The organism is Rahnella sp. PAMC25617 (genome assembly GCF_050606005.1).
Classification (GTDB): Bacteria; Pseudomonadota; Gammaproteobacteria; order Enterobacterales; family Enterobacteriaceae; genus Rahnella; species Rahnella variigena.
Genome location: NZ_JBOCUM010000012.1, coordinates 192570 through 205639, shown reverse-complemented (window position 1 = coordinate 205639; position 13070 = coordinate 192570). Strand labels below are relative to the sequence as shown.

Here is a 13070-nt window from a genome sequence, read left to right as displayed (position 1 = left end):
TCTGACAGGGGAGCCGCTTAAGCGGTAACTGCCCTGTCCTCCATGGCTTGTCGCCAACCCCCGAGCCAGTGTGATCGGGCATCTAATGATTGGTACGGACAAATCTCTTTAGAGCGTCCGCCAATACCTGCTTGATATCCACGTGATTGTGCCCGTTCCAGGCGATCGCGTTTTTGTCTCTTCATGCCTTATATCCCTCATTATTCAGGTCAGGTGGAAAGAAAACAGTGGCCCGCTTCTGCGTCCACACCTAACAAATAGCTGCTATCGGCAGAGAGGTCAATGCGCAAAATTCACGCCAATGTCATATTTGTGAGTTATATTATTAGATTGCGCGCGAGATAATCGTGCTGATAGAACCCTCATCTGGCTGATCACCATAAAAAAATCCCGGCTTCTGAAAAGTCAGAAACCGGGATTTTTTACGTTTTACTTAAAAAATATTAAGCTTAAAAAATAGTCATCTTATTTGTGAGGCAATCTGGCCTGCTTCTTGCTGCCATCCGGCTGCCAGCGTTTTCACCAGCGCATCATAGCCATCTTCGTTCTGTTTCAGGTTCAGCGTAAAGTCTCGCTGGATCATCTGCCCGCTGCGGCTAAGCGTCCAGCTTCCGCTGATAACTACCCTGCCATCATAACGACCATGGAATGCGGTCACATTCACGTTCAGCACATCCTGATCATCCGAACTGACAGCCTGGGTGGAAACCAGATACCCCGGCAAGTCTCGGCGCAGGTATGTCACCAGTGATTGCTGAAGTTGCTGATCCAACGGACTGGCCCAGAGATTATTCTGGGTCAGCGTGTACTGCACATCATTGGTCTGATAAACCAGTCCGTTACCTGACAAGTAATCCGCCACACTGACCCTTTCCACCCACAGGTGACGTTGGGTAGTCATGCCTGATGACATTGCGCTGCCCGTTGCCGGGGCGCTGTTAAGCACCGGCAACTGGTAGTAAGTTTTCTGATCACTGCTGCTACAGGCAGTCAGGAATAATGCTAAGACGACAGGTATCCATTTCATCATTATTTGGCCTTCTTCGGCTGAGGATCATCTTGCCCTGGGGCGGCGAAAATCAGTGCATTACTTTTCTGGTTCAGCGTTTTCAATACCGGTTGCAGTTCACGCAGGGTCTTATCCAGACTTTGCATGTCATTCACCATATGTCCGTACGCCGGAGAACCAGGCTGGAAGCCTTTCAGGCTGCGGTTAAGCTGAATCAACGTCTGCTGCATATCCTGTGGCAGATTTTTCATTTCCTTGCTGCTGACAATGGCATTCAGAGACTCTATGGTCCGCTGCGTCGCTTTCATCGTCCTCTGACTTTCCGCCAGTGTGCTGGTGGCTTCACGCATCATCGGTTCGACCGGCAGATTGTTGATCTTATCGAGCGTGGTCATCAGTTTCTGTTGGATCTGCGCAAACCCGCCGCTCACCGTCGGCAACAGTTTTTGCCCGTCTATTTCCAGCGGCCCTTTCCACGGTTTTTCATTCGGATAGAAATCCAGATCGATATACATCGCGCCCGTTAACAGGTTGGCAGATTTCATCGAAGCACGCAGGCCATGAGCGATACCGTCACGGATATGCTCTTCGATATTAAAGTTACTGCCCAGCAACTGAGCAAAGCGGTCTGGTTCAATGCGGATCAGAACCGGAATACGGTAATCATCCGACATCTGCTGTTTCACCACATTCATCGGATAAGGCACTACGGCCACAGTCCCCAGACGGATGCCACGGAATTCAACTGGCGCGCCAGGTTGCAGGCCGCGAATAGAATCCGAGAAGAACATCACGTAATCCATGTGACGGGTATACAACGATTCCTGAATGCTTTTCTGATCGTCGAAGAGCTTATAACTGTCACCATCTTTGGCTTCGTTGCCCTGCGTCCAGCCATTCGGAATATCAAAGCTGACACCACCGCTAAATAACGTGGTCAGTGAACCCATTTCGACACGCATACCGGCGGCAGACATATCGAAGTTCACACCGCTGTCTTTCCAGAAACGAACGTTGTCAGTTACCAGTGTGTCGTAAGGTGCCCGGATAAACAGCTGATATTTGATGTTGCGCGCTTTCGGATCAAAGTGACTGGTTTCCACTGTACCTACCTGGAAACCTCTGAACAGCACCGGATCACCCGGATTCAGCTGGCCCGAACGTTCACTTTCCAGACTCACGCGGATACCTTTGGCATCAGGGGAAGCCAGCGGGGGTGAATCATCCAGTTTATATTCTGATTTTTCTGCGCCTTTATTGCCCGGCTGCAACTGAATATACGCACCCGACAATAACGTGCCCAAACCGGAAATACCTTCACGTCCGATTTGCGGTTTTACCACCCAGAATACAGAGTCGTCACGGAGCATTTTTTCCATGCCGGTATTCAGGCGCGCTTTGATAATGACCTGTTGCAGATCTTCGCTCAGGGTCACGCTTTCCACCTTACCGACATCGACGTTACGGCTTTTGATGGTGGTCTTTCCACCCTCGATGCCTTCAGCCGAGGTGGTGATTAACGTCACTTCCGGGCCCTGATGGCTATAGTGGTAAAACAGTATCCAGGCGCCGATCAGTGCCGTAACAATCGGCACAATCCACACCGGCGACCAGCGTTTAATCTTTTCTACTTTGGCAGTTCCATCGTGCTCTGCCATATTATTTCCCGCCATCTTGTGGCTCCTTTGCAGACTTCATTACAGCGCGATCCCAAATGAGCCTTGGGTCAAACGTCATTGCAGCGAACATAGTGAGAATGACAACACTGGCAAAAAGCAGTGCGCCAATGTCCGGATAAATACTCATCAGTTGTCCCATCCTTACCAGAGCCGAAAGCACCGCAATAACGAACACGTCAATCATTGACCAGCGGCCAACAAATTCCACGACTTCATAAATCACGTGCAATCTTTCCCTGTCGATTTCCTTATTACTGTTTGCATCCCAGCATAACCAGCCAATCGCAATCATTTTCATCGTCGGCACCATGATACTGGCAATCAAAATCACCATAGCCACAGGATAAGAACCTTCACTCCACAGCAACACCACACCAGCCATAATGGTGGATGGCATCGGTGTGCCAAGTACCTGAGTAATCATGATCGGCAACAGATTGGCGGGGATATACAAAAAAATAGACGTAATGAGAAGTGCCATCGTCCATTGCAAACTGTTTTTGCGGCGCGCATGGCCGGATGTATCACAACGCCCGCACTGTTTTTGATCAACCGGCAAAATAGCCATACAACAATGGCATGAACGTAATCCCTGTGACAGTCCGCTCTCACCGACACGGAGCGGCATTTCCAGCTTCGGTGCAGGAGCAACCTGCTGCCAGATCCAGTAACGGTCAGTACACTGAAAAGCCCTGAGCTGTAAAATACAGAACAGCACGAAGGGATAGAAACTGGTGCCGACACCGACATCACCATAAGCCATCAGCTTCACGAAGCTGACCAGAACACCTGCGAGGAAAATCTCGACCATGCACCAGGCCTTCAGGCGAAAATAGTTACGGGCAATGCTGATTTGCCAGTGGCTGGGTATCGATGTCCCCTGGCAAAGTATGATGATGAAAATCATGCCTAACGCAGGCATTAGTTGAACCAGAATCATAAACAGCGACGCCATGCTGGCGTAGTCGTCAGAAACTAAAACCTGGGGAATTTGAATCAGCGTGACTTCGCTTCCCAGGCCGGCAACTTTCATGTTCACGAAAGGGAAAAGGTTAGACAACAGCAGCATGAATAATGCGCTGACAGCATAGGCAATAGGGCGGCGACGCGGCTCTTTCCAGCGCGACGTCAGCGTCGTATGGCAACGCGGGCATTTTGCTTTTTGCCCGACAGCAATCTCAGGGATTGCCACCAGCAAATCGCATTGGGGGCATAAAATGTGCGGATCGTGGACATGAGAACACACAAGCCAACTCCTCAATTGCGGAACGTGCAATAGCATGTGCCGCAGGAACAATCCTTCATTCCACGGCACATGACGGGGCAGTGTTAGCCGTTTTTCTGCGCTTCCAGCGCTTCCCAACGTTCAAACGCCTGCTCTAACTCCTGCTCTGCGGCGGCTAAAGCGGTGATAACCTGCTGAGTTTCTTCATGAGGAAGTGTGAAGAAATTCGCATCACTCATTTGCTGTTGCAGCGCTTCAATTTTTTCTTCCAGCGTGCTGATTTGCGCAGGCAATTGTTCAAGCTCGCGTTGTTGATTATAGCTGAGCTTATTCGCCGTGCGTTTTGCCGGTTCTGCTTTAGGTTGAGCTGCTGGTTTATTTTCGGTGACGACCGCCTGACGGATTGGCTTCTGGTTACGGCGCTGATGCTGTGCGTCATGGTAACCGCCAACATAACTGTTGATCACGCCGTTGCCTTCATAAATCCAGCATTCGGTTGCTGAGTTATCAACAAATTCACGGTCATGGCTCACCAGCATTACCGTGCCCTGATAGCTGTCGATCATCTCTTCCAGCAGCTCGAGTGTTTCCACATCCAGGTCGTTGGTCGGTTCATCGAGGATCAGCAGGTTGCTGGGACGCAGGAACAGTTTTGCCAGCAGCAGACGGTTACGTTCGCCGCCTGACAGCGCTTTTACCGGCGTCATTGCACGTTTTGGATGGAACAGGAAGTCCTGCAGGTAGCCCAGCACGTGACGAGCACGACCGTTAACCATCACTTCCTGCTTACCTTCAGCAAGGTTATCCATCACGGTACGTTCAGGATCCAGCTCAGCACGGTGCTGGTCGAAATACGCGACTTCCAGTTTGGTACCGCAGTGAACGCGACCGCTGTCTGCCTTAATCTGACTCAACATCAGTTTCAGTAACGTCGTTTTACCACAGCCGTTCGGGCCTATCAGTGCAATTTTGTCGCCACGCATAACCTGCGAAGAGAAATTGCTGACCAGTTGTTTACCGGCGATGCTGTAGTTAACGTCTTCCATTTCAAAGACAATCTTGCCGGAGCTTGCAGCTTCAACCACCTGCATTTTGGCGGTGCCCATCACTTCGCGGCGATCGGAACGTTCTTTACGCAGGGCTTTCAGGGCGCGTACGCGGCCTTCGTTACGGGTACGGCGGGCTTTGATACCCTGACGGATCCACACTTCTTCCTGCGCCAGTTTTTTATCGAACTCAGCATTTTGCAGCTCTTCAACGCGCAACGCTTCTTCTTTCGCCAGCAGATACGCTTCGTAATTACCCGGATAGGACACCAGTTTGCCGCGATCAAGATCGACAATGCGGGTCGCCATATTGCGGATGAAAGAACGGTCATGGGAAATGAAGATAATGCTGCCCTGGAATTCTTTCAGGAAATCTTCCAGCCACGCGATACTTTCGATATCCAGGTGGTTCGTCGGTTCGTCGAGCAGCAGAATGTGCGGCGCGCTGACCAGCGCACGTCCCAGCGCCGCTTTACGCAGCCAGCCACCGGACAGGGATTTAAGCTCTGTATCGGCATCCAAACCCAGTTTCAGCAATACTTCGTTGATACGGCTGTCGAGCTGCCACAGGCCCTGATGATCGAGGATTTCCATCACCTGAGCCAGTTTGTTCATATTCTTTTCGCTTGGGTCAGTTTCAACCAGATGCGAAATCGCGTGATACGCTTTCAGGTGTTCAGCCTGCTCGAATACGCCTTCGGAGACGAAATCAAACACCGTACCTTCGACGTTGCGTGGCGGATCCTGTTGCAGACGCGCGACAATCAAATCCTGCTCATACACGATACGGCCGTCATCAAGCGGCACTTCGCGGTTCAGGATTTTCATCAGCGTCGATTTACCGGCGCCGTTACGGCCAACAAGACAGACGCGCTCATTTGGCTCGATGTGTAATTCGGTGTTATCCAACAGCGGCGAGTCACTGAATGACAGCCAGGCACCTGACATACTAATTAACGACATAAACTTTATTTTTCCTCGCCGGCATGGGACAGCAGCCAGCAGTTATGAATCTGACGATTACGGGCGAAATCCTGTGACAGGGTTTGGCTGGTGATTTCTTTCGCGCTCAGCCCCAGCTTGCTCAATCCATCGAGATCCATCTGGAAGCCGCGCTTGTTGTTGGAGAACATAATGGTGCCGTTGCGACGTAAAATGCGTTTCAGATCTTTCATCAGAGCCAGATGATCACGCTGTACGTCAAAACTTTCGGCCATACGTTTAGAGTTGGAGAACGTCGGCGGATCGATAAAGATCACATCGAACTGTTCGTCGCACATCCCGAGATAAGACAGACAATCTGCCTGGATCAGGCGATGCTGACGGCCGGTCAGACCGTTAGCGCGCAGGTTCTTTTCCGCCCATTCCAGATAGGTGCGAGACATATCTACCGTGGTAGTGCTGCGCGCGCCGCCCAGACCTGCATGAACACTGGCGGTGCCGGTGTAAGCAAACAGGTTGAGGAAGTCTTTACCCTTACTCATTTCACCGAGCATTTTACGGGCGATACGGTGGTCAAGGAACAAACCGGTATCAAGATAATCCGTCAGATTGACCCACAGCTTCGCGTTGAATTCTTCAACCAGCAGGAACTCGCCTTTTTGCGCCAGCTTCTCGTACTGACTGGTGCCCTTCTGGCGCTCACGGGTTTTCAGGATCAACTGGCTGGATGAAATATCCAGCACCGACAGGGTGGCATTGATCACGTCAAACAAGCGCTGACGTGCTTTTTGTGCATCCACAGTTTTTGGCGGCGCATATTCCTGCACGACCACTTTGCTGCCGTAGCGGTCAACCGCCACGTTGTAATCCGGCAAATCGGCGTCATACAAGCGGTAGCATTCAATGCCCTGCTGTTTAGCCCATTTTTCCAGTTTTTTGACGTTCTTACGCAGGCGGTTTGCATAATCTTCCGCCATTTGCGTCCCGGCAGCACCGGTCGGGTTTTCAGCCAGCTGGTAGTTTTTCTGCACACATTCCAGCGGACCGTTTTTAGCTTTGAACTGGCGCTCAGCGCGCAATTGCAGGCAGCTCAGCAATTCCGGTGACGCACTGAACAGCGACAACTTCCAGCCACCAAACTTAGTCTTCATGATGCGACCAAGCATGTTGTGCAGCGCAATCAGCGCCGGTTCGCTTTCCAGACGTTCACCGTATGGCGGGTTGCTGATGACCGTACCCACCGGACCTTCCGGCAACGGATTCACCAGTTTACCGACTTCAGCGGCTTCAAAGCTAATCAGCTCCGCCACACCGGCGCGACGGGCGTTGGCACGCGCCATCTCAATGACGCGGCGGTCAATATCAGAACCGAAGAAACGGGACGTGGTTTCCTGCACCGCACGGCGGGTACGAACCTGTGCCTCGGCGGTCAGTTCGCGCCACAGTTCGGCGTCAAATTTGTTCCAGCCGGTAAAGCCCCAGTGCTGGCGATGTAAGCCCGGCGCGCGATCGGCGGCGATCATTGCCGCTTCAATCAGCAAGGTACCGGAACCACACATTGGATCGACCATCGGCGTGCCCGCTTCCCAGCCTGAACGCATCACGATAGCTGCAGCCAGGTTTTCTTTCAGCGGTGCCTGACCGGTCAGATCACGGTAGCCACGCTGATGCAGCCCTTCGCCGCTGAGATCCAGCGCGACGCTGGCGGTATCACGTTGCAGGAAGACGTTTACACGAATATCGGGCTGCTGTTTCGCCACATTCGGACGCTCATCCATTTTGCGGGTAAAGCTGTCGACAATGGCGTCTTTCACTTTCAGCGCGCCGTACTGGCTGTTACGGATTTCGTCATTCAGGCCGCTGAAATGCACGGCAAACGTTTTTTCCACGCCAAAAACGGACGGCCAGTCAATCGCCATCACGCCGAGATAAAGATCCAGATCGCTGTGAACTTTGAATTCGTTCAACGGCAACAGGATGCGCGAAGCCAGACGGCTCCACAATAAGCTACGGTACAGCAGGCGATCGTCACCTTCAAAATGCACCCCTCCCTGCACAACTTTGCAGGCTTGCGCACCCAGCGTTTCCAGTTCGCTTTTTAACAGTTCTTCCAGTCCACGCGCCGTGCTGGCAAACAAAGAGTTCATATCGACATATCACCAAAAATAAAATTGTTGCGCATTATAGCTAATCCCTGCCGCTTGTCATAAAGTCTCTGGTTATTCTTAAGACTTTATACTCTGAGAGGCAGTGTTCAGTGCCCATTCTTTCACGTTTATTTGTTCATCCGGTTAAATCGATGCGCGGCCTGCAAGTTTCGCACTCGCTGGTCACGCCAACAGGGCTGGCTTTCGACCGTCAGTTCATGATAACCGACCCGCAAGGCATGTTTATTACTGCCCGCCAATATCCGAACCTCGTCCTGTTCACCCCGGTTTTGTTACCTGATGGTCTGATGCTGAGTGCGCCGGAAGGCGAAAGTATCAGCGTCAGATTTCGTGATTTCGCAGGCGTTGATTCGCCGACGGAAGTCTGGGGCAATCAGTTTACCTCACTCATCGCGCCGGAACCGGTAAATCGCTGGTTAAGTGGTTATTTAAAACGTGATGTGCAGCTACGCTGGGTCGGTGACGAACCCACCCGCCGGGTGAAAAAGCATCCCGAAGTGCCGCTGTCGTTCGCCGACGGGTTCCCGTACCTGCTGATTAACGAAGCGTCAATGCAGGATTTGCAGCGCCGCTGTCCGGGCGGTGTCAGGGTTGAACAGTTCCGGCCCAATATTGTGGTCAGTGGTGCTGAGGCTTACGCAGAAGACAGCTGGCAGACCATCCGCATCGGAGAAGTCATTTTCGATCTGGTGAAGCCGTGCAGCCGCTGCATTTTTACTACGGTCAGCATCGAAAAAGGCCGTAAGCACCCGCGTGGCGAACCTCTGAAAACGTTGCAAGGTTACCGTACTGCCAGCGATGGCGACGTCGATTTCGGTCAGAACATGATTGCCCGTAACAACGGTGTGATCCGCGCGGGTGACAGCGTTCAGGTGCTGGCGACCAAACCACCCCGCCCTTACAGCGCAGGCGACGTCGTCGAAAATGTCGAAGCGCCAAAAAGTACCGCTCAGGAAGTCCGCATTAATTACCAGGGCACGGAGTTTACCGGCAACAATCAGCAGATTTTGCTCGAACAACTGGAGTTACAGGGATTACGTATCCCCTATTCCTGCCGTGCGGGAATTTGCGGTGCGTGCAGAATGACATTAAAAGAAGGAAATGTTGCGCCACTGAAAGAAAGTGCTGTGGGGAAAGACGGAACGATTCTGTCGTGCAGTTGCATACCGGCAACGGATATCGTGCTCGGCTAAAATATCCCGCAATTACCCAAAATAGTTCGGGTTGCAAAAAGTCGGCAAGAGAAGGGATCCCGATGAGCTTACACAGTTAAGTGATTCGGGCGACTGAGCGCATCCAGCGCATCTGCAACTTGAAATATGAAGGGTAATTTACACTGCCTGATCGTAGACATCGCTGTCGACTCTGAACGCCGCTGGCATTAACCGGTCATGCATCACTTTAATGGCATCACCGAGCACCATACCGCGCCCTGCTACTGTCAGCCGCTCCTGCGCCAGCAGGCACAGGCTGGCGTTATCACCGGATTCTACCACCAGCAATGTCGCCTGTTCGCCACTGTCCATCACCTGCACCTGAGCAAGCTGACCATTCTCTGGCTGGAAAGGACGCATCTGCTGACTAAAATGCCAGCTCTTTGGCATCAGCGGTTTTAAAAAACGGAAAGCGACTAAGGCATTTAAAACTAATTCCGCACGTTGTTCAGCAGCCAGACGAATATGTTTGCACTGTTCTTCATAATCGAAATACAAAGCCGCATCATCGACACAGAATGACATATTTCCAAATGCATCAGGAGTTAACATTTTAGCCGGGAAACGGGAACGAAAAATCATGCCATTGGCGAGATCCAACATAAGCCGATCATGCTCTGCATCGAAGTACCAACGCCAATTATCATCTGGTTTGATTTTCATTTCGTCATCCTGTTTGCCCTCATGCCCTCTGCCTGACTTCATTTCCGGCTAATCTGTGAGAATAGATTTTTTTGCGATGAAGTGATATCAGACAAATCCTGAGCCTGAATTACGGTCAGTGGACAAAATATAGACGAGCCGGGTTGATAAATAAACCCCTGACTCGCCTAAAGGATGAAAAATATTAGATGTGGTTAACAATATCTTTGATTAAACCCGGGCCTTTGAAGATAAAGCCGGAATAGATTTGAATTAATGACGCACCGGCCGCCATTTTTTCACGCGCGGCAGTTAATGAATCGATCCCGCCGACGCCAATAATTGGCAGACGTCCTTGCAATTCATTCGACAACATACGAATAATTTCTGTACTGCGCAGTTGCACCGGACGCCCGCTCAGGCCACCAACCTGCTCACAATAATTCAGCCCCTGAACCAGTTTACGATCGAGCGTGGTATTGGTGGCGATAACGCCGTCCATATTATGACGTACCAGACTGTCCGCTATTTGGATCAATTCTTCTTCAGAAAGATCCGGCGCGATCTTCACGGCAACCGGCACATATTTCTGGTGACGCTGCTGAAGTTCAAGCTGCTTATTCTTGATCGCCGCCAGTAAATCATCCAGCGCCTCACCGTATTGCAGTGAACGTAAGCCAGGGGTATTTGGCGATGAAATATTCACCGCGATATAACCGGCATACGGATATACCTTATCCATACAGGTCAGATAATCGTCAGCGCCGTGCTCAACAGGCGTGTCTTTATTCTTGCCAATATTAATCCCCAGAATGCCGCCAAAATGTGATTTTTTGACATTATTCACCAGATTATCCACGCCATGGTTATTAAAGCCCATGCGGTTAATCAGGCCTTCAGCTTCAACGATGCGGAATAAACGCGGCTTATCATTACCCGCCTGCGCACGCGGTGTCACCGTGCCGACTTCAATAAATCCAAAGCCCATTGCGCCGAGCGCATCAATACATTCGCCGTCTTTATCCAGGCCTGCGGCCAGTCCCAAAGGGTTCTTAAAGGATAATCCCATGCAGTTTACCGGTTTGGTTGGCACTGACTGGCGGATCAGGAATTCAAAAGGGGTGCCGGAAATGCGGCTCAACTGACGAAAGGTTAACTCGTGGGCGCGCTCTGGATCGAGCTGAAACAGTGCTTTCCTGACAAGAGGATAATACATGGAAACTCCTGGATTCCCGGTGGCTAGACGGGGCGGTATTATTGACTAAGCGCGGGACAATTGGAAATGATAACCGGCATATTGGGCAAATAATTGCTTCGCTGCGCAAACGATTACTTTTTAGTTACCTTTAATTCACTTTTCCTTCTTAACCTGTCTCTGCGTCAACACGCCATTTAAAGCGCTTTATGTGATTTGAAACTTTCCATAGCCAAAATTGAGATTTCCGCTCTGCCGCCTTCCCCTGCTAGGTTTACTTCACTTCGTTAATAAAAATGATAGTTCTATAACAGATTGTTATAAGGAATAAGTGAATGCGCGTAATCACACTGGCCGGCAGCCCCCGACAACCATCCCGCTCCTCTTCCCTGCTGGCGCTCAGCCATCAGTGGCTGGCGAGCCGGGGCGTCGAAGTCTTTACCTACAATATTCAGGATTTTTCGGCTGATGATTTGTTATTTGCCAATTTTGCCAGCCCTCAGTTGAAGCAACTGAACGCTGAACTGGCAAGCGCAGATGGCCTGATTGTCGCCACGCCGGTGTACAAGGCGTCTTTTTCAGGTGCGCTGAAAACTCTGCTGGATTTACTGCCCGAGCGCGCTCTCGACCACAAAGTCGTTTTGCCACTGGCGACAGCCGGATCGATCGGCCACATGCTGGCCGTCGATTATGCGCTGAAACCTGTGCTGGCCTCGCTGAAAGCGCAGGAAGTTTTACAGGGTGTTTTCGCCGATGACAGTCTGATCACTGATTATCAGACGTTCCCGGCCAGGCTGGATCCGGCGCTGGAAGAACGTCTGACCGAATCGCTGGAAAACTTCTATCTGGCACTGAGCCGCCGCCGTCCGCAAATTCCGTCTGTCACTTCCCTTTCCGCGCAAGCCCTGCGCGTCTGAAATTAAAAGGAATTAATCATGCCTTCGTCTTTCTCTTTATTACGTCGGTTGCCCGTCGTCGCCGGACTGGTCACCAGCCTGATATTCAGCGCCACAGCGTCATCACAGGAAAAAGATCCTGCGCAATTACGCATCGCTTATCAGAAAGGATCCGTCGGACTGGTGCTGGCCAAATCTCATCAGCTGCTGGAAAAACGTTTCCCGGACACCAAAATCAGCTGGGTGGAATTTCCCGCTGGTCCGCAGATCCTTGAAGCCCTGAACGTCGGCAGTATTGATTTGGGCGGTACCGGCGATTTACCGCCACTGTTTGCACAAGCGGCCGGGGCGGATCTTCTTTATATCGGTTCAGAACCACCGAAACCAAAAGCGGAAGTGATTCTGGTCGACAGTAACAGCCCGATCAAAACCGTGGCAGATCTCAAAGGCCATAAAGTCGCATTCCAGAAAGGCTCCAGTTCACACAACTTATTGCTTCGTGCCCTGCAACAGGCAGGTCTTAAATTCAGTGATATCCAGCCGGTCTATCTGACACCTGCCGACGCGCGCGCCGCGTTTCAGCAGCATGACGTCGATGCCTGGGCTATCTGGGATCCGTACTACTCCGCCGCAGAAGTTCAGGGTGATGTTCGCGTGCTGACCGACGGCTCGACGCTGCATCAGACCGGTTCCTTCTATCTTGCGCCGAAAAAATATACCGAGGCCAATCCTCAGTTCATCAGTCAGGTACTGGATGTGTTAACGCAGGCGAATGCGCTGACCAAAACTGACCGCGAACAAAGTATCAAACTGCTTTCTCAGTCGATGGGATTACCGGAAAAAGTGGTCGCCTCTTATCTGGATCATTTGCCGGATATGCCAATCACTCCGGTCAATGCCGAGACGGAAAAGCGCCAGCAGCAAACCGCCGACCTGTTTTATCAGAACCACATTTTGCCAAAGCCGGTTGAAATCAAAGACCGCATTTGGAAACCGGCTGTACAGGCCAACTGAACCCTAATTTAGCCGCCGCTGAGCGGTCATGAATCAAAAA

The 13070-nt window shown here is 51.4% G+C and carries 11 protein-coding genes; 3 read left to right on the top strand and 8 right to left on the bottom strand.

Annotated features, from left to right (window positions below; all coding sequences use genetic code 11):
• Positions 1 to 17 precede the first annotated feature (17 nt).
• The 6 genes from rmf to rlmKL form a co-directional block, all read right to left on the bottom strand.
• Positions 18 to 185: a ribosome modulation factor gene (rmf, locus tag ACM615_RS15885; RefSeq protein ID WP_013574871.1), complete on the bottom strand. Its 168-nt coding sequence runs from the start codon at positions 183 to 185 to the stop codon at positions 18 to 20.
• Between the two features lie 275 nt (positions 186 to 460).
• Positions 461 to 1030 carry a membrane integrity-associated transporter subunit PqiC gene (gene pqiC / locus ACM615_RS15880; protein WP_129638007.1) on the bottom strand — a complete coding sequence of 190 codons (570 nt, stop codon included), beginning with the start codon at positions 1028 to 1030 and terminating at the stop codon, positions 461 to 463.
• Positions 1030 to 2682 carry an intermembrane transport protein PqiB gene (gene pqiB, locus ACM615_RS15875; RefSeq protein WP_129638006.1) on the bottom strand — a complete coding sequence of 551 codons (1653 nt, stop codon included), beginning with the start codon at positions 2680 to 2682 and terminating at the stop codon, positions 1030 to 1032. Before pqiB ends, pqiC begins: the two co-directional genes overlap by 1 nt.
• Positions 2669 to 3970, bottom strand: coding sequence for a membrane integrity-associated transporter subunit PqiA (gene pqiA / locus ACM615_RS15870; protein WP_205951085.1), 1302 nt, complete (start codon positions 3968 to 3970; stop codon positions 2669 to 2671). The genes pqiB and pqiA overlap by 14 nt, the downstream gene beginning before the upstream one ends.
• A 47-nt stretch (positions 3971 to 4017) precedes the next feature.
• Entirely contained in the window at positions 4018 to 5922 is a 1905-nt protein-coding gene (locus tag ACM615_RS15865; RefSeq protein ID WP_112287377.1) for an ABC transporter ATP-binding protein, read from the bottom strand.
• A gap of 5 nt (positions 5923 to 5927) precedes the next feature.
• A complete protein-coding gene (gene rlmKL / locus ACM615_RS15860; RefSeq protein ID WP_132965299.1) occupies positions 5928 to 8048 on the bottom strand; it encodes a bifunctional 23S rRNA (guanine(2069)-N(7))-methyltransferase RlmK/23S rRNA (guanine(2445)-N(2))-methyltransferase RlmL in 2121 nt (706 codons plus the stop codon).
• Between the two features lie 110 nt (positions 8049 to 8158).
• On the opposite strand from rlmKL, the gene ACM615_RS15855 reads away from it, so the two are divergent.
• Positions 8159 to 9262: a YcbX family protein gene (locus ACM615_RS15855; RefSeq protein WP_112287375.1), complete on the top strand. Its 1104-nt coding sequence runs from the start codon at positions 8159 to 8161 to the stop codon at positions 9260 to 9262.
• A gap of 138 nt (positions 9263 to 9400) precedes the next feature.
• Here ACM615_RS15855 and ACM615_RS15850 read toward each other — a convergent pair whose 3' ends face one another.
• Together ACM615_RS15850 and pyrD are read right to left on the bottom strand one after the other, a co-directional pair.
• Positions 9401 to 9946, bottom strand: coding sequence for a cell division protein ZapC (locus ACM615_RS15850; protein WP_112287374.1), 546 nt, complete (start codon positions 9944 to 9946; stop codon positions 9401 to 9403).
• 184 nt (positions 9947 to 10130) lie between these two features.
• Positions 10131 to 11141: a quinone-dependent dihydroorotate dehydrogenase gene (gene pyrD, locus ACM615_RS15845; protein ID WP_129638004.1), complete on the bottom strand. Its 1011-nt coding sequence runs from the start codon at positions 11139 to 11141 to the stop codon at positions 10131 to 10133.
• A 314-nt stretch (positions 11142 to 11455) separates the two neighbouring features.
• On the opposite strand from pyrD, the gene ssuE reads away from it, so the two are divergent.
• Together ssuE and ACM615_RS15835 are read left to right on the top strand one after the other, a co-directional pair.
• Entirely contained in the window at positions 11456 to 12037 is a 582-nt protein-coding gene (gene ssuE / locus ACM615_RS15840) for an NADPH-dependent FMN reductase (RefSeq protein ID WP_112287372.1), read from the top strand.
• An 18-nt stretch (positions 12038 to 12055) separates the two neighbouring features.
• Positions 12056 to 13030, top strand: coding sequence for a sulfonate ABC transporter substrate-binding protein (locus ACM615_RS15835; RefSeq protein WP_431012157.1), 975 nt, complete (start codon positions 12056 to 12058; stop codon positions 13028 to 13030).
• Positions 13031 to 13070 lie beyond the last annotated feature (40 nt).

What these genes read in the sequence shown, in the direction of transcription:
- ACM615_RS15850 (WP_112287374.1), bottom strand. Translation starts at nt 9,946, where the DNA reads ATGAAAATCAAACCAGATGATAATTGGCGTTGGTACTTCGATGCAGAG.
- ACM615_RS15865 (WP_112287377.1), bottom strand. Translation starts at nt 5,922, where the DNA reads ATGTCGTTAATTAGTATGTCAGGTGCCTGGCTGTCATTCAGTGACTCG.
- ACM615_RS15835 (WP_431012157.1), top strand. Translation starts at nt 12,056, where the DNA reads ATGCCTTCGTCTTTCTCTTTATTACGTCGGTTGCCCGTCGTCGCCGGA.
- pyrD (WP_129638004.1), bottom strand. Translation starts at nt 11,141, where the DNA reads ATGTATTATCCTCTTGTCAGGAAAGCACTGTTTCAGCTCGATCCAGAG.
- rlmKL (WP_132965299.1), bottom strand. Translation starts at nt 8,048, where the DNA reads ATGAACTCTTTGTTTGCCAGCACGGCGCGTGGACTGGAAGAACTGTTA.
- pqiC (WP_129638007.1), bottom strand. Translation starts at nt 1,030, where the DNA reads ATGATGAAATGGATACCTGTCGTCTTAGCATTATTCCTGACTGCCTGT.
- pqiB (WP_129638006.1), bottom strand. Translation starts at nt 2,682, where the DNA reads ATGGCGGGAAATAATATGGCAGAGCACGATGGAACTGCCAAAGTAGAA.
- rmf (WP_013574871.1), bottom strand. Translation starts at nt 185, where the DNA reads ATGAAGAGACAAAAACGCGATCGCCTGGAACGGGCACAATCACGTGGA.
- ssuE (WP_112287372.1), top strand. Translation starts at nt 11,456, where the DNA reads ATGCGCGTAATCACACTGGCCGGCAGCCCCCGACAACCATCCCGCTCC.
- pqiA (WP_205951085.1), bottom strand. Translation starts at nt 3,970, where the DNA reads ATGCTATTGCACGTTCCGCAATTGAGGAGTTGGCTTGTGTGTTCTCAT.